Here is a 15,655-nt window from a genome sequence, read left to right on the forward strand (position 1 = left end):
GTGCCTACTCGCGGTGACGCAGGATGTTCACGACATGACCGTCTTGTGTTCGTACGAAGAAGCGGCGGACGCCCCACGGCTCGGTTGTGAGCGGGTGGACGATCTCGTACCCGCGACGAACGGCTTCGGCGTAGGCCTCATCGACATCGTCAACGGCGATCGAGATGGCTGGGGCATCGGACGCAGCGCCGTCTCGAGTGAGCAACTGTAGGTTGGCGCCCGAGGGAGCAATGTAGCGGGTCACCCAATCAAGGCCCAGGTCTTCGCGACGCAGACCCAGGTAATCGCCGTAGAAGTCGTCGGCTGCGGTGATGTCCGTGACCAGCACGTCCGGAATGATGCGCACTACCCTCATCTTTGCGAGTGTGCCACGGCTGGGAGAGTGTTACGAGGGCCGGGCCCGGAGGTTCTCATCGGTGCGTCCGTCCTGATCGTCGCGGCATGAGAGCGAATGTCTGGCGCCGCCCTTGGCCGTATGGGAATCGCAGATCGGCGAAGAGTAGTGGTTGGGCGGCGCCTCAGGTGGCCTGTCTTTGTGGCATTCGCCCCCCGTTCAGCGGGCGAGCAGCCGGAAGCACAGCGGTGTCCCCTCTCCGGCAGAATCGGACAGTCGGCAGAATGGGCTGTCACGATGCGGCGAGGAGCGGGAACTACTGAGCATGAGACAGCTTCCCCCGCCGCGAGATCTGGAATGGCTTGAGAGCCTATTCAAGCTTTACTCGAAACGAGTCAGGGCCTTTGCGATCCGACGCGTGGGCCCGGATGCGGCTGACGATGTGGTCTCGGAGGTGTTCAGCATCGCATGGAAGCGTCGCCCCAATGTCCCCGAGCCTGCTCTTCCCTGGCTGCTACGCACTGCCCATCACGTGGTTTCCCACGAACGCCGGGGACTGGCACGGCGCCTCAATCTCCGAGACGCAATCGCCGGGGCGCTGGCAGACACGCCCAAGGCCGGAGCCGACGCCTCCAGCCGAGTCCTGGCCGAAAGCGTGCTCAGCCAGCTCTCCTCCACAGATGCCGAAATCCTCCGGCTGACGGCCTGGGAGGGGCTGACTCCACAAGAGATAGCCGTGGTCCTCGACCTCAGCGATGCAGCCGCTCGTACTCGACTCAAGCGTGCCAGGCAGCGCGCCCAACAACTGCTCAATGACTCCGATCCAGCTCTCACACTCGCCGTCGTCACCCCACACCTTCAAGGAGAACCGTCATGACCGACATTGACACCCTGCTGAGGGCTGCTGACCCTGCTGCCGGTGTCCCTGACTACAGCGACGACGAGCGCCGCCACATCCTGGTCAGGGCGATCGCGCCCACGACGCCGGCCAAACGTCATGCGGGGTGGCGGATCGGCGCGGTGGCCGCAGCCGTGGTGATGGTGACCGCCGTCGGCGTGAGCAACCTGGTCGGAACCGGCGCCACGGCGCGCGCCGATCAGATTCTGACCGAGGCTGCCATCAACGCCGTCGACCCGCCGGCGACGGCGGACCAATACTGGAAGATGACTGGGACTGCCGACTACGGCACCGGAGAGGTGTGCGGCGAGAGCTTCACCGAAACGCACTACCTCGCGGTGGATGGGAACCGACCCAGCTGGTACGTCGAGAGCTACGACACCACACCTGGCTGCCCACCGCTGGGCGAGGACCGGATCTGGACCATGACCAAGAGCCCCAACGCCATGGTCGACAGCTGGCGTTGGCCGAGCCCCGCGTTCCTCGCTTCGCTCCCCCGCGACGCAGAGCAACTGCGCTCGCGGCTCTACGCAGACGCAGAGGGGATAGGGGCGCCCTCCACCGACGCCGGCGTGTTCGTCCTGATTAACTACGCGCTGACCTACGGAGCCCCCCCAGCCGACCTTCGCTCCGCCATGTTCGAGGTACTCAAGAACGTGCCAGACATTTCGGTTGCCGACGAAATGGTCGTCGACGGCCGCGACGTCGCCCTGTTCACCCTTGAAGGCGGTGAAGTCACTGAAATGCTGATGATCGACCCGGAAGCCGGGCAGCTGGTCGGCTTCCAAGGCGTGCAGAGTGAGCGCAAGGTCACCTACGAGCGCCTAGTGGTCGACACGGTTCCCGAGGAGGTTCAGGACGCCGCGGACGTGCTGGACTGCGAAGTCGGCTTTGACGACACGATCAACCCAGCGGGCGATCTCATTTGCCGGTGAGGCGAGCCTTACGTCGAAGCTAGCGAACACTTTGTGAGGGCTGGCCGTTGGGGCGGCCCCGATGAGGTCGCGGCGATCAGCCGCAATGCAATCGACCGCAGCGCGGCAGAGATCCGAGTGTCTGGGGAGCACGCGGGTAGCTGTCGGAATTCGGGTCTGGCAGGCTGTGTCTATGCTCGTGAGCTCCGTTGATCCCCGGGACCAGACGTGGGAGGTGACCGATCCCCGCTACCGCGTCTACTTCCACGATGCCCACGGTGCGGCAGAGGAACTCGAGATCACTGGAGCCGACGTCTCCGAGATTCTCGGGCGGGCAGAGACCGAGCGACGTGGCAGAACCTACGTGCTCTACGTCTGCGCGCCGGTCCGCGGTATGGGCCTGATCCGACTTCAAGGAAGCGACCCCAACAAGGAGTAGAAAGCCCCTGGTCGCGGCAGATCCGGACGTTCGACTCCAGCGCGACCAGGGTTTTCCAGACCCGGGTGCCGGATGATTGTGGTGCTGGTCTAGCGTCCGGTTATGAACCGGGGACAACTGATCCGCATTTTCAAGTGCTTCACCGCAGCACTGGTCCTCGCAGGCTGCACCGGAGGCGGAGCTGTCCTGAAAGTTCCGGACGACACCATCGCGGTATGCGCAGGTGTCCTGCCCGGCAAGGTCGAGCCGTACTGGTTCGGTGTCTCGGTATCGAATGCGGGTCAGAGCCCGATCACGCTGAAGGCCGTCCACCTTGGGGAGCAGGATCACATCCTGATGAACGACGCCTTCGCCGTACCTGCGGTGAGACTCGCTGACGGAACCATGCTAGGAGTGGGAGTCATGCACAATCCGGCGGAGGAAAGTTCAGACTTGTGGGCCGGTCGCCAATCGGTAGCCGGGTACGTCATCGCTCCCGGCGCCCATGTGGATCTGGCACTCGGTTTGTCTCGTGACGGGGCCGAGACCGGACGGGTCCACAGCCAGATCGTTACATATCGGGTCGACGGCGAACGCTACGATCGCAACGCGACCTCCGAGCTGAATCTTGCCCTCACGAACGACTGCGAGACCCTCGACGACGTCCAGTAGCACCTCCTTCATCTGCGCGGCATGTCCGGATGTTCGGTGAGTGGCTATTCGTAGTGGGTCCACATCCTCAGGATGTGGACGACGTGGCGATCAGGGAGCACCTCATAGACAAGTCGGTGCTGGATGTTGATGCGCCGTGAGTAGCAGCCAGCGAGGTCGCCGACCAACTTCTCGTACTTGGGTGGCGTGGTGAACGGATCCTGGGCCAGAACCTCCAGAAGGTGCTGCGCCTTCGTCTTCAGCCCTGAGGAGGCCAGCGTCTTGGCGTCCTTCTGGGCTTGGCGTGAGTACACCAGAGTCCAGGGACTCACCAGTCAAGCTCGGTCGAGCCCGCGTCGACGCCCTCCGCGCGGGCGCGACGGATGGAACCGGCCAACCCCGGTACCGACTCAAGGAACAGCGTCTGCTGGATGGCGAGCCAGTCCTCCTCGCCGATAAGCACGGCGTTGCCACGCTGACCGGTGATGGTCAGCGGCTCGGACTCTTCGTTGACCTGGTCGATCAACCGGTACAGGTTCGCGCGGGCAGACGTTGCGCTTACAGCAGTCATGGGTACCACCTCCCCAAGCAGCGTACGTTATGACGTACGTTCCTGCAAGTATGGACGGAAGAGTCGGGGTCACGCGGCAGGGGCACCGATGCGATTCGGTCTGGCCATACACCTGCCACACCGGACTCGACCGTCCCAGGAGCGGCATGAGCGAGCATGGCTGCTGTCGGCATTAGAATGGGGTCATGACCATGACCTTGCTCGAGGGTGAACCCGCTGCGGGGCCTTGGCGGGCCCTCGACACTGCCGAGCTGGTCAATCACGTTTTACAGGTGGCCGGGCAGCCGCTGGGTCGGCCGCAGATCGTTGCCGTGGACGGCAGGGGAGCCTCAGGTAAGTCGACGCTGGCTGCTGAGCTGAAGCGGGCCGTCGCCCGTTCTGCGGTCGTCCACACGGATGACCTGGCCTGGCATGAGCCGTTCTTCGCCTGGGGGCATCTGCTGCGCGACGAGATCCTGGTGACACTGCACCGTGGGGAGGGTGTGCGGTTTCAGCCGCCGGCGTGGGGGCTGCATGGACGCGAAGGCGTGATCGAGGTTGCCGCGGAGGCGGACTTGGTCGTCATCGAGGGCGTCGGCGCAAGCCAACGCGAGTTCGAGCACTTCGTTGATGCCTCGATCTGGGTGCAGTCGGACTTTCAGGAGGCCGAGCGGCGGGGGATCGCTCGCGACATGGCCGAGGGTGTGAACGGTGATCGCGAGCAGACGATCGCGTTCTGGCACGAGTGGATGGCACATGAAGTGCGGTTTCTTGCCGAGCAACGTCCGTGGGAGCGGGCCTGCCTGGTGGTTGCCGGTTCCCCAACCATCGACCTCGATGAGGGGCAGTTCGCCGTAGCGCCTGCACCTTCGAACAACCCGTGGCTCTGATGGTAGGTGCCCCCGCATCTGCCAACGCGACAGTAGCGTGCGGCCACGCTCAGTGCGGCATGTGCGGATGTTGCCGACAAACCAGGGAGGCAGTCTGTTGGCTGCCAGAGCGAGCGTGCGTTGCCGAGGCAGCGATGCCGAGATTCCCGAAGGCTCTCCTCCCTACGAGGACCCTCCACCAGCGAGTGCCAAGGCATGGTCTGGGCTGGTCCCGACCCTGCCCTGTCCGCGGCCGAGCCCTGCGTGGCGGCAGTGGAGCCCTCTCCAGCGCGGCGTCGGGGAACCCACGTCGAGCCGGTTCGTGTGTCCCTTAGCAGCAAGGGAAAAGGTGGGCAAGAAGCAGTGGTTGAAGGATAAGGTGGTCCCCTTATGTCCGATCCTAGGTCCGCAATCGCGGGCATCGAGAATTGGTGCCATCCCAGGGCTCCGGAGGAGTGGCAGGATCTCTGGGGAAGGCTGGGCAATGGTCACGGCCTTGACCCGTATCGCGAGTACTGGGTCATTTATCGTGGATGGGGGCCTGAAGGTGTCGATCTGCGTTTCTCCGCTCACGCGGTAGATGTTCGTGAAGACTGGACGGCGTTCAGGGCCCTGTACGACTTGGCCTGCACCACGGACGAGCGACTGAACGCTCTGCGTGAGGCAGGTTATGGCTTCCAGATCGTGACGTCGACGGACAACACCCCTGAAGAGGTCGCGGAGTACAGGCAATGGTTCTCGGAGATCGACCTTGGCGACTCGGAGGCTCAGGCCGAGTACTTGTATCACACGGTTCTGCTCGAAGTCATTGACATAGACGCTGTTGAGGTGACTGAGGCAGATCTGGTCGAGTTCACCGAGGAGTTCCCCTCCATCAAGGACTGGCGCCGAGCAACACAGTCGCTGTGGATGGTTGACTTCTCAGAGAATCCCCGCCCGCTCAAACGGCGAGGCGTCATGGCGGTGAGCTTGGCCATCAACTACGAGCAGCACAACATCCTGCAGCGTGTCCACCGTCATCACAACGCGCGCACGTTTCGCGGAACTCACCGGAGCGATGGCTGAGCACTTCGTCAGCAAACATGTCCGCGGGAGGACTCGCCTACCCGCGCCCACGGCCCAGCCTAATGCTGTCCAATGAAGTGCAACCTCGCGGATCAGCGCGTTCAGGCGTAGCCTTCGGCACGGCGCAGTCGCTGCGGCGCGGCATGAGCGGATGACGCCTCAGCCGCGTCCGCACGATGGCAGGGAACGAGGCACCCCTTCTCAAGTGCCCTGATGCGAGGCTGGTGCCTCGTGGCCCTCGGCAGGGAGGCGCTCCGGACTGCATGAACACCACTCCGGCGCCGAACCCGCCCCGCTCAGGCTGAGAGCGCGGTACGCCTCGTCCTCGGCGCGACGCCACTCATGGAAGGGTGTGAACTCCACACGACGCACCTGCGGGTTGTTGCGCCACTGGCCGACGGTGTCGACCACGTAGTCCAGATACGTAATGCTGACATCCCACCAATGGCGTTCGTGATCGGAGAATGCCAGTCCTTTGAGGTTCGGATCCAGGGCATATCCGCTTGCACCACCGAGGTAGTTGCCAACAGCGTCACGCACGTGCCGGCCAACTCCACGCAGGCCTCTCGGGAGAGATCCTCGGTGGGCTCGGCACGTGCGATCAACGTCGTAAGCCAGCCTCGCCACGCTGTCCGGGTCTGGTCGGTCCGCGGCAGACGCCCAGACAGCCTCACGCATCGCACCGACGGACTCGATGATCGCGGCGGCCGCAACCTGAGCTGCTGACAGCCGTTGTGCCCGAAGCGGCTGTTTGATCGACACGTAGAGTGCAGCACCCGAGATGAAGGTGGCGATGGCGGAGAGAGCTAGTGAGGGATCCACGACAGCATCTTGCCCATGAGGACCGACAGAATTGGCGAGAGGAGCAAAGCGCGGACAAGATTCCTCGTCTCTGAATGCCTGCGATGTAGCGACTCGACTGTGACGGCTCGAGGGGAACTCAGGCCAGCGGGCGAACGACTGTGACCGACCCCTAGGTCAGGGCGTCGAGGATGATCGCGAACCCGTCTCCCCGCGGCTCACTGCGCGGCATGACCGGACGTTGCGCAGCCCTCGTTCAAGGGCCCTCTTGGGCCAGACCTCTAGTCGCAGGATCGATAGCTTCTCACCGGGGAGGTACGCGCACGCTCTTGCAATCTGCACAGATTCCTATACAGTTCTTGTCATGACCATCTTCGCTGACCTGCACCGCGAGCGGACTCTGTCCGTTACCGCAGCCTCCAGCCGCGGTGTCGCGGGCTTGGTCAAGGATGCGGAGCGTGGTGAGGACATCATCGTCGAGCGCCACGGGCGCGCGGTCGCTGCCGTTATCTCCGTTGAACAGTTCGACGAGCTTCACCGTGTTCGGGCTGACCTGATCGCCGCTTCCCTCGTCTTGTCGCGCGAGCTCTCTGACACTGGCAGCCGCACCGATCTGGACGACGCCATCGCGGCGTTCGGGTTCGACCGGGTGGAACTCGAGGCCGAGCTCGACGCTGACCTAGCCACCGGCCGCGAGTGATAACGCAACTCCGGTCCGGCCCCGGGCCAGCGGTTACGCATGGCTGAAAAGAAGCACCCGGAAGTACCCGGGTGTCTAGTGCGCCTGACCGGGGATGCGGTCGAGGACCTGGAGACCCTGTTCAAGGCCGACCCGCAGATCGTGCGCTGGGCCTTGAAGAAGATGATCCAGATCGAGCGCGACCCCAACGCAGGCGCCCCCTTGCTGGGCGGTCTCATCGGCTACCGCAAGATCGCCGTCGGCGATCGTGACTGGCGCGTCGTATGGCGAGTCGTGCAGGACGACGCAGGAGACTTCCGAGTGGAGGTCGCGGAGGTCTGGGCAGTTGGGTACCGCAAGGACAACGAGGTCTACGAAGAGATCAGGCAACGCGTCGCTAACGCTGGCTCCTCACCGAAGACCAAGGCGCTCACGGAGGTTCTGGAGCTCTTCGCCAAGCAGGCAAGCGACCTGACCGCGACCCCGGAACCGGAGAAGCCTGAGCCAGTCCCGAGATGGTTGACCGACGCACTGCTCTACGTGGTGCACCTCCCCGCCTCCCAGGTCCAAGAGATGACACTCGAAGAAGCCGAGAGGGCTTGGACGGACCATATTTCCGGTGCGGGTTCGGGAACGTAGCTGGGCCTTCTGCTGAGGCTGCCCTCCCTGCCGGCTGCGCTCATCGCGGCAATGGTGCGCGTCAGAACTGGGGTCGGGGATCGTCGTCAAGCCGGCTGAAGATGATGAGATCGGCCTTGCCGTCATGGACATAGCCGGCGCGACGGAGCGTACCTTCTTGGATGAACCTCGCCTTGCGGGCCGTGGCCAGCGAGGCGGCGTTGCCGGTGGCGACGAGGACCTCCACGCGGCCAATGCCTTGGGAGTCGAGCGCCCAGTCGGTGATGGCGGCGAGTGCTCGCGCGGTGATGCCGCGGCCTCGGGCCCAAGGCCCGAGCCAGTAGCCGGCCTCAGTCTTGGCCACGTCCCAGTCGGTGTTCTTGAGTCCGATCACGCCGACGAACTGCCCGTCGACCTCGATAGCTCGTTCCAAGGCTGTGCCGCTGGCCAACTCCTGAGGCGCGATCTCCAGCGCGAAGAACCGTGCGGATTCCTCGGTATAGGGCTGGGGCAGGGGAAGCCACTTCTGGGTCTGCGGGTCGGAGCAGGCGATCGCGATCGCCGGCACATCCGCCTCGGTCAGAGGGCGAAGTACGACCCCGTGGGACTTGATGACTTCATCTGAAAACGACGGCATGACGAGACCATAGCTGTTCTTCCAGTGGCCTCGGCGATGCGGTTTCTGCCTACAGCGACAACGTCCGACTCTCGGCATGAGCGGCAACGAATGCGCCTCGGGCCTTCCGTGGTTCGCTGCGCGACCCATCCGGCATTCTCACGCTCTCCATGGCTAGAACTTCCGTCTCCTGAACCGGCGACTAAACCCCATACTTGGGCCAACGCGTCGTAACAGGTATGGAGGTACTCGTGTCCGAAGCCCAGCCCACCGTCGACGAGACGGCAGTGGGTTTCGACTCGTTCGTCCGCACCCGCCGCGCTGATCTCTGGCGGGCCGCGTGGCTGCTCACCGGCGACCGCGACAAGGCCGACGACCTGGTCCAGACCGCTCTCGGGCGCACCTACGGCCGCTACACGGTGCTCGCCAACGACGCCAAGTTCGAGGCCTACGTCCGCACCACCATCTACCGCACCTATGTGTCGTGGTGGCGGCGGAAGTGGAACGCCGAGCTGCAGTCGGACGACCTGCCCGACAGCCCAACGACGAGCGCGGACCAGGCGGTCAGTATGGACGTCGTCCGGGCCCTGGCCGCGCTGCCGAAGATGCAGCGCGCGGTGATGGTGCTGCGGTTCCTGGAGGACCGCACGGTCACCGAGGTGGCGGAGCTGCTCGGCATCGCCGAGGGCACCGTCAAGGCACACACCTCCCAGGGGCGCGCGGCTCTGCGCGCTTCGCTTCACCTGTCCGAGGAGGAACGGTCATGAGCGACGACCAGCTGTCCGAGATGTTCAAGCGCGACCTGCCCCGCCCCGGCGACGGTGCCTGGTCCGAGGATGCCCGCCGTCGCGCGGGTCGCCGACGGGTGACCGTCGGCACGCTGGCCATGGTGGCCGCGCTCGCCGTCGTGAGCCCGTTCGCGTTGCAGTTGGTGAACAGGTCCAGCGACACCGCGGTGCCCGCGCCCGTCGGCACCGAGCCGGTCGCGACTGCAGCCGGGGACCGCGAGGCCGCGTGTTCCGGGGCGGACCAGTCCACAGCCGACGAACTGCCGGAGGAGGCCGTCCGGCTGTGGCTGTGCGACGAGCCGGGTGAGATCGGCTTCTCCCGCACCGGGCCGCAGGACCCGCTGACGCGGGGGGTCGACGAGGCCCTGGCCGCCTTCCAGGAGCTCCCGAAAGCAGACCCGAACCAGGCCTGCACGGCGGAGTACACCCTGACCTACGTCGTGGTCGCCGAGGCCGCAGACGGCACGATGACGCCCGTGCGCGGCGAGCTGCACGGCTGCCGCAGCGTGGGCAACCGCTCCGGCGGTGGCGCGTTCCTCGACACGCTCGCCGGCCTGTGGCAGGCGCAGCGGGCCGCGAGCCCCGCGCCGACCTCCAGCCTCTCGTCGGAGCAGGTCTGCTCGTCCATCGGTGCCATCCTGCCGGCCACGGTCGACGGCGCCACGCAGGGTGCCCTGTGCCGCCCCGACGACGGCACCGGCGCCAAGAGCGAGGGTGTTGAGCTGCCGGCCGACGTGCTCCAGCGCGTCAAGGACGACGTCGCCGCCAACGCCGTCGACGGCGCCCTGGGCGAATGGGAACCCACCGCACGGCTGGTGCTCGCCAACGCGTGGGGCGAGTCCGTCACGCTGACCCGCTTCGCCAGCGGGAGCTACGTGGTGGGCAGCCAGGTCTGGCGCCCGAAGGGCGACCTCGCGGCAGAGCTCGACGCCCTCGTCGGCCAGCTCGGGAACCCCGTCACCCAGCAGCCGTACGTGCCGGAGCGGCCGGACTGCACCGCGGCCCGCAACACCGCTGCAGAAACCCCTGCGGTCATCGAGGGCGAGATCACCGGCGTCTACTTCTGCTTCGAGAGCCCCGAGGGCGGGCCGCGGCTGATCGCGCCCGGGGGCCTGTACGAGCCGGCGTTCGTGGAGCGCGCGGTGGCGGCGTTCAACGGACTCCCGGTGCTCGAGGGGGAGTGCGCCCTTCCTTCCGACGGCACCAGGCCCGAGGTGTATGTGGTGTATGCCGGCATGGAGGGCGACGTGGCGGCCGTGCGGGCGGACGGCTGCGGCCCGGCGACGGGCGCGGTCCAGAAGGACGGCGACCTCGTGGGCCTGCTGGTGGACCTGTTCCACGAACAGACCGGGGATGAGGGTGCCGGGATGTATTACGGCGCGCAGGAGCTGTGCCCGCGGGCCGATTCGCTGGTCCCGTTCAGCCCCGAGGACGGGGACGCGACCCAGATCGTCGCCTGCCTCGGCCCCGACGGCGCGCTGCCGGTGGACCTGCCGCAGGAGCTGGTCAAGGCCATCTCCGCCACGTTCGAGAGTGCCCCGCAGCCCGACAACTGGGCCGCCAGCGAGGGCACCTTGGTGTGGGTCAACAAGTACGGCGAGCCCATGACGCTGCTCCGCGGCGAGGACGGCTCGTTCGGTTGGATCGCCGACGGCCCGCGCGTGTGGACCCCGTCGCCGGACGTGCAGGCCCAGCTGGACCGCATCTTCGAGCTCTAGCAGCAGCACGCCGTCTGCGCCGGTGCTGTCCAGCGCGGGAGTCACGCCCGTGGACGCCTCCACCGCGTCGGCCAGATCCATCCGCGCACAGAACGCCACCGTCCGACCGACAAGCGCCACAACGACGGCCGATTCAACCGGCTGAAACCCCATCCGTTCAGCGGTGGACTCAATCACCGCTGACGGTGACGATGCCAAAAACTTCTCATTCATGGTCTTCCCCTTCCGGAAGATGCTGGGGTGCTGGTCAAGCACCCCCTGTTTGGATGACTCCGACCTACCGCCACCCACCGACAAATGGGGCTGTCAGGCCGTGGTTCCCACCGTCACGACCCGGTTAGGGGTCGTGACGGTGGGGAAGGGTATGTTCGTGCGCGGGGTGGTTCCTGGCTGGTCGCTCTTCCTGCGGTCCTCTGCAACTGAGATGCTGCAGACGATGATGAAGGCCACGGTCGACTCCGGCACCGGCAAGTCACTCAAGGGCGTGATGACCGGGGCCAAGACGGGCACCGCGCAGTGGGGCAAGGCGGGCGCCCTGCAGACCCACGCCTGGATGATCGCCTACAACGACAAGTACGCCGTGGCGTCGTTCGTCGAGGTGGGCGACAGCGGCGGGTCGACGGCGGCCCCGCTGATCCTCCAGCTGTTCCGGTAGCCGTACGCCAGGAGAGAAATCGGCGGAACACGGCCTTCCTGCAACCCCGAACCGTGCCACAGTTCGACCATGAACCTGAATCGTCGCACCCTCCTGCTCGTCGGTGGCGGTCTCTCGGCAGCCGCCGTCCTCGCCGCCTGTGGCGACAACAACCCGCTTTCGTCCGAATCGCCCACCGGCACCGCCCCCTCGGGTAGCCCGTCAGGTTCGGCCCCCGCCTCCGACGTCACTCTGACGCAGTGGTACCACGAGTACGGCGAGGCCGGCGTGAAGGAGGCCGTCGAGAAGTACGCGGCCGAGTACACCGGCGCCAAGGTCGAGGTGAAGTGGACCCCCGGCGAGTACGCCAAGATCCTCGCGGCCCAGCTGCTCACCGACGACGTCCCCGACGTCTTCGAGGTGGAGCAGGGCGGCAGCCTCGACATGATCCGTTCGGGTCAGCTCGAGCCCCTCAACGACATCATCGATCCGGTCAAGGACCAGTTCAACCCCGCCGTCATCAAGCGCTTCACGTTCGAGGACAAGATCTACGGCGTCCCGCAGACCATCGACATGCAGCTGCTGTACTACCGGCCCTCGCTGCTCGAGGCGAAGAACATCGCCGTGCCCACCACCTTCGAGGAGCTCGTCGCGGCCGCCAACGCCGTCAAGACCTCCGACATCGGCGGCTTCTTCGCCGGCAACGACGGCGGCGTCGGCGTGCTCGGCACCATCCTGCTGTGGGCCTCGGGCCACGAGCAGCTCAACGAGGAGCGCACCGAGGCCGCGTTCCTCACCGACGACTTCTACAACGCGCTGGTGGCCTACCGCGACTTCTCGAAGTCTGGCGGAGTCCTCCAGGCCGCGTCGGCCGAATGGTACGACCCGGGCGCCTTCGTCAACGGCGAGGCCGCGTTCCAGTGGGGCGGCCTGTGGTCGCTGCCCGCGATCAAGGAGGCCCACGGCGACGACGTCGGCGTCATCGCGTTCCCCGCGATCGGTGCCAAGGGACGCCCGGTGGTGCCGTTCGGCGCGTTCGGCGCCTGCGTCGCGGCGAAGGGCAAGAACGTCCAGGCCGCCAAGGACTTCGTCAAGTGGCTGTGGATCGACCAGGAGGACAAGCAGGTCGACTTCTCCAACGCCTACGGCACCCACGTGCCCGCCAAGGTCGCGCTGGTGCCCAAGGCCGACAAGCTCGCCGACGGCGCCGGTGCGGACGCCGCGAAGTACGTCGCCGAGAACGGCTTCACCAACGACATCATGTGGTCGGGTGCGCTGGGCGACGCGTTCAACGCCGCCGTCAGCAACGTCATCAAGAACGACGCCGACCCGAAGGCCGAGTTCGCCGGCTTCGCCGAGAAGGCCAAGACCGAGTTGGCCAAGCTGAAGGGCTAACCTGCCCGATGTTGAAGCGGCTGCGCGGACGCCAGGGACGCAACCTGTGGTTCCTGGCCTTCGTCGCGCCGTTCTTCCTGGGGCTCGCGGCGTTCGTGTACGTGCCCATCGCGTGGAGCGCGTACCTGTCGTTCTTCGACGCGCGCAACACCGTCACCCCCACCAAGTTCGTGGGGCTGGGCAACTACGCCTACCTGCTGCAGGACAAGCTGTTCCTCAACTCGCTGCTGGTGTTCGCGATCTTCGCGATCTTCATCGTGCCGCTCACCTACGTGTGCTCGCTGGGCCTCGCCCTGCTGCTGAATAACCTCAAGTACGGTCAGGCGTTCTTCCGGTCGGTGTTCTTCATCCCGACGGCGGTCAGCTACGTCATCGCCGCCATCATCTGGCGCTTCGTGTTCTTCAACGGTGCCCGCTTCGGCATGATCAACTCGTTCATCCGCAGCGCCGGCGGCGACCCGGTGAACTGGCTCGGCGGTGGGAACAACCTCTACTGGGTCGCGCTGGTGAGCGTCCGCCTGTGGCTGCAGGTGGGCTTCTACATGATCTTGTTCATCGCCGGCCTCAACCAGATCCCCCGCGAGACGTACGAGGCGGCAGCCCTCGACGGCGCCTCCGGTTGGCGGTTGCTGCGCTGGATCACGCTGCCCCAACTGCGGGCCGCGAGCGTCGCCGTCCTCATGCTGCTGTTCATCAACGCCTTCCAGGCCTTCGACGAGTTCTTCAACATGCTGAGCTCGATCGGCCAGTACCCGCCCTATGGTCGCCCCCCGCTGGTGCATCTGTACCTCATCGCCTTCGGCGGCGGCCAGCAGGATCTCGGCGTCGGCGGCGCGGGCACCATCATCCTCACCGCGATCATCGTGGTGTTCGGCCTCGGCCAGAACTGGGTACTCGGCCGCAACGAGCGGAGGGCCGCGCGATGAAGGGCAACCGGGTGCTGACGTCGGTGCGCTACGGCGTGCTGGTCGCGCTGGCGCTGCTGTTCCTGCTGCCGTTCTACGTGATCGTCCGCAACGCGTTCTCGACGCAGGGCAACATCACCGCCCCGCGCTGGAACTGGCTGCCCGACCAGTTCAACCTGACCAACCTCGACTCGCTGCTGGCCAACGACTCGATCGGCATCGGCCGGGCCATGCTCAACAGCGGGATCATGGCGGTGCTGCAGACCGGCGGCACCGTCGTCGTGTCCGTCATGGCGGGCTACGCGCTGGCCCGCTACACGCACCGGCTGGCGAAGTTCCTGCTCGGGCTGACGTTGTTCACGCTGATGGTGCCGGCGACGACGACGTTCCTGCCGATGTTCATCATGACGGCGCAGCTGGGCTGGGTCGACACCTTCCGGGGCCTGGTGATCCCGGGCATGTTCTCCGCGTTCGCGACCTACCTGTTCCGGCAGTTCTTCCTGGACTTCCCCGTCGAACTGGAGGACGCGGCGCTCGTCGACGGGTGCAACCCGTGGACGGCGTTCTGGCGGATCGTCGCGCCGAACTCCACCGGCATCATCGCGGCGGTGAGCACGATCATCCTGATCGGGTCATGGAACGCGTTCCTGTGGCCCACGTTGATCGGCCGCGACGCGACCCGCACGGTCCAGGTGGCGTTGAGCCAGTTCATGACCAGCCAGGGGGTGCGCTATCCGGAGCTGTTCATGGGGTCGCTGGTCGCGATCCTGCCGATGCTCGCGGTGTTCCTGTTCCTGCAGCGCTATCTGGTGCAGGGGCTGACGACGTCGGGCATCCGCTGAGCGTCCTTCGTGGGGCGCCGGCTTCGCGCGGGGGCCCCTCAGGAACCGGCTGCGGTCAGTGGGCGTCGGAGGCGCTGGCGAAGGTGCCCTCCGCGCGGCGGACGCCGTGGACCCGGTGCTTCGGGACCAGGTCGTCGAGAAAGCCGTAGCGCTCGAGCTTGCCCGCCGCCGACACGTCGCCGTCGGCCGCGCGGAGCTTCACGCACCTCCACCAGTCGGAGATGTCACCCCAGCCGGGGGCCGCGAGCGACCCGCCGAACTGCTGCACCGCCAACGACGAACACAGCGACGCGAACGCCAACCGGTGCCCCAACGGCCAGCCGGCGAGCACGCCCAGCACCGACGCCGCCGCGAACACGTCCCCCGCGCCCGTGGTGTCGATCTCCTCCACCGGCACGGCAGGGCAGTAGGCCTCCTCGCCCGTCGTCGAGTCGACGGCGTACGCGCCGGCGGCGCCGTCGGTCACCATCGCGAGCGGTACCAGGTCGGCCAACGCGCGCACGGCGTCGCGTGGGGAGTCGGTGCGGGTGTAGTGCATGGCCTCGCCGGCGTTGGGTGAGAACGCGTAGCAGTGGCGCAGCGGCTCGAGCCGTGCCGGATCCCAGCGTTCGGTCTCGTCGTAGCCGATGTCGGCGAAGATCAGTGCGCCCTTGGCCGCCAGAGCGCCCCACCAGGCGGTCTCGCCGCCGAGGTCGACGACCGCCGCCTTCGTCGACGGCGCCAGGTCGATCAGCGTGTCCAGGGGTTCGGGCAGGTCGTGCCCGTGGGTGACCATGGCGCGGTCCCCCTCGGTGGCGATCGACACCGTCAGCGCGGAGTGGAAGTTCTCGAACCGCCGGGATGCCGACAGGTCGATGCTCTCCTGTCCCGACAGCGTGTCCCACATCCAGTCGGCGTAGGCGTCGTCGCCGAACCGGGGTCGCCGGGGCCGCCGGACACCCGCTGGATAGGCTTTCCGCG

20 protein-coding genes are annotated in these 15,655 nt (G+C 66.3%); 14 read left to right on the forward strand and 6 right to left on the reverse strand.

Annotated elements, in window-relative coordinates; genetic code table 11:
• Nucleotides 1-4 precede the first annotated feature (4 nt).
• Nucleotides 5-355, reverse strand: a complete 351-nt coding sequence (locus ACX1DX_RS13015; protein WP_459396932.1) for a VOC family protein — start codon at nt 353-355, stop codon at nt 5-7.
• A 304-nt stretch (nt 356-659) separates the two neighbouring features.
• Between ACX1DX_RS13015 and ACX1DX_RS13020 the strand changes: the two genes are divergently transcribed.
• From ACX1DX_RS13020 to ACX1DX_RS13035, 4 genes are all read left to right on the forward strand, one after another.
• Nucleotides 660-1,211: an RNA polymerase sigma factor gene (locus ACX1DX_RS13020; protein WP_459396933.1), complete on the forward strand. Its 552-nt coding sequence runs from the start codon at nt 660-662 to the stop codon at nt 1,209-1,211.
• Nucleotides 1,208-2,167, forward strand: coding sequence for a hypothetical protein (locus ACX1DX_RS13025; RefSeq protein ID WP_459396934.1), 960 nt, complete (start codon nt 1,208-1,210; stop codon nt 2,165-2,167). The genes ACX1DX_RS13020 and ACX1DX_RS13025 overlap by 4 nt, the downstream gene beginning before the upstream one ends.
• A 172-nt stretch (nt 2,168-2,339) precedes the next feature.
• Nucleotides 2,340-2,585 carry a hypothetical protein gene (locus ACX1DX_RS13030; RefSeq protein ID WP_459396935.1) on the forward strand — a complete coding sequence of 82 codons (246 nt, stop codon included), beginning with the start codon at nt 2,340-2,342 and terminating at the stop codon, nt 2,583-2,585.
• Between the two features lie 102 nt (nt 2,586-2,687).
• Nucleotides 2,688-3,236, forward strand: a complete 549-nt coding sequence (locus ACX1DX_RS13035; RefSeq protein ID WP_385899779.1) for a hypothetical protein — start codon at nt 2,688-2,690, stop codon at nt 3,234-3,236.
• A 44-nt stretch (nt 3,237-3,280) separates the two neighbouring features.
• Here ACX1DX_RS13035 and ACX1DX_RS13040 read toward each other — a convergent pair whose 3' ends face one another.
• Together ACX1DX_RS13040 and ACX1DX_RS13045 are read right to left on the reverse strand one after the other, a co-directional pair.
• Nucleotides 3,281-3,547 carry a Txe/YoeB family addiction module toxin gene (locus ACX1DX_RS13040; RefSeq protein ID WP_459396936.1) on the reverse strand — a complete coding sequence of 89 codons (267 nt, stop codon included), beginning with the start codon at nt 3,545-3,547 and terminating at the stop codon, nt 3,281-3,283.
• Nucleotides 3,544-3,786 (reverse strand): type II toxin-antitoxin system Phd/YefM family antitoxin, encoded by a 243-nt coding sequence (locus ACX1DX_RS13045; protein WP_459396937.1) that lies wholly within the window; start codon nt 3,784-3,786, stop codon nt 3,544-3,546. The genes ACX1DX_RS13040 and ACX1DX_RS13045 overlap by 4 nt, the downstream gene beginning before the upstream one ends.
• Nucleotides 3,787-3,971: 185 nt before the next feature.
• On the opposite strand from ACX1DX_RS13045, the gene ACX1DX_RS13050 reads away from it, so the two are divergent.
• Complete coding sequence (locus tag ACX1DX_RS13050; RefSeq protein ID WP_197971685.1) at nt 3,972-4,655, forward strand: uridine kinase family protein; 684 nt, start codon at nt 3,972-3,974, stop codon at nt 4,653-4,655.
• 369 nt (nt 4,656-5,024) lie between these two features.
• On the forward strand, nt 5,025-5,699 hold the full coding sequence (locus ACX1DX_RS13055; protein WP_459396938.1) for a hypothetical protein: 675 nt from the start codon (nt 5,025-5,027) through the stop codon (nt 5,697-5,699).
• A 201-nt stretch (nt 5,700-5,900) separates the two neighbouring features.
• Here the strand turns inward: ACX1DX_RS13055 and ACX1DX_RS13060 are convergent, their stop codons facing one another.
• Entirely contained in the window at nt 5,901-6,239 is a 339-nt protein-coding gene (locus tag ACX1DX_RS13060; RefSeq protein WP_459396939.1) for a hypothetical protein, read from the reverse strand.
• 625 nt (nt 6,240-6,864) lie between these two features.
• Between ACX1DX_RS13060 and ACX1DX_RS13065 the strand changes: the two genes are divergently transcribed.
• Both ACX1DX_RS13065 and ACX1DX_RS13070 read left to right on the forward strand, forming a co-directional pair.
• Entirely contained in the window at nt 6,865-7,200 is a 336-nt protein-coding gene (locus ACX1DX_RS13065; RefSeq protein WP_182781430.1) for a type II toxin-antitoxin system Phd/YefM family antitoxin, read from the forward strand.
• A 39-nt stretch (nt 7,201-7,239) separates the two neighbouring features.
• Entirely contained in the window at nt 7,240-7,818 is a 579-nt protein-coding gene (locus ACX1DX_RS13070) for a type II toxin-antitoxin system RelE/ParE family toxin (protein WP_459396940.1), read from the forward strand.
• Nucleotides 7,819-7,879: 61 nt separating this feature from the next.
• On the opposite strand, the gene ACX1DX_RS13075 is transcribed toward ACX1DX_RS13070, so the two are convergent.
• Entirely contained in the window at nt 7,880-8,434 is a 555-nt protein-coding gene (locus tag ACX1DX_RS13075; protein WP_459396941.1) for a GNAT family N-acetyltransferase, read from the reverse strand.
• A gap of 230 nt (nt 8,435-8,664) precedes the next feature.
• Between ACX1DX_RS13075 and ACX1DX_RS13080 the strand changes: the two genes are divergently transcribed.
• The 6 genes from ACX1DX_RS13080 (at nt 8,665) to ACX1DX_RS13105 (ending at nt 14,695) form a co-directional block, all read left to right on the forward strand.
• Nucleotides 8,665-9,180, forward strand: coding sequence for a SigE family RNA polymerase sigma factor (locus tag ACX1DX_RS13080; protein WP_459396942.1), 516 nt, complete (start codon nt 8,665-8,667; stop codon nt 9,178-9,180).
• Nucleotides 9,177-10,919 carry a hypothetical protein gene (locus tag ACX1DX_RS13085; protein ID WP_459396943.1) on the forward strand — a complete coding sequence of 581 codons (1,743 nt, stop codon included), beginning with the start codon at nt 9,177-9,179 and terminating at the stop codon, nt 10,917-10,919. The genes ACX1DX_RS13080 and ACX1DX_RS13085 overlap by 4 nt, the downstream gene beginning before the upstream one ends.
• 364 nt (nt 10,920-11,283) lie before the next feature.
• The gene (locus tag ACX1DX_RS13090; protein WP_459398220.1) at nt 11,284-11,574 is read left to right on the forward strand and encodes a penicillin-binding transpeptidase domain-containing protein; all 291 of its coding nucleotides are present in this window, start codon (nt 11,284-11,286) and stop codon (nt 11,572-11,574) included.
• Between the two features lie 69 nt (nt 11,575-11,643).
• A complete protein-coding gene (locus ACX1DX_RS13095; RefSeq protein ID WP_459396944.1) occupies nt 11,644-12,948 on the forward strand; it encodes an ABC transporter substrate-binding protein in 1,305 nt (434 codons plus the stop codon).
• Between the two features lie 8 nt (nt 12,949-12,956).
• Nucleotides 12,957-13,874: a carbohydrate ABC transporter permease gene (locus ACX1DX_RS13100; RefSeq protein ID WP_345579282.1), complete on the forward strand. Its 918-nt coding sequence runs from the start codon at nt 12,957-12,959 to the stop codon at nt 13,872-13,874.
• Nucleotides 13,871-14,695, forward strand: coding sequence for a carbohydrate ABC transporter permease (locus ACX1DX_RS13105; protein WP_077343552.1), 825 nt, complete (start codon nt 13,871-13,873; stop codon nt 14,693-14,695). Before ACX1DX_RS13100 ends, ACX1DX_RS13105 begins: the two co-directional genes overlap by 4 nt.
• Nucleotides 14,696-14,750: 55 nt before the next feature.
• On the opposite strand, the gene ACX1DX_RS13110 is transcribed toward ACX1DX_RS13105, so the two are convergent.
• Nucleotides 14,751-15,581: a carbohydrate kinase family protein gene (locus ACX1DX_RS13110; RefSeq protein ID WP_459396945.1), complete on the reverse strand. Its 831-nt coding sequence runs from the start codon at nt 15,579-15,581 to the stop codon at nt 14,751-14,753.
• Between the last annotated feature and the right edge of the window lie 74 nt (nt 15,582-15,655).

Source organism: Tessaracoccus zhenghani, from assembly GCF_054552775.1.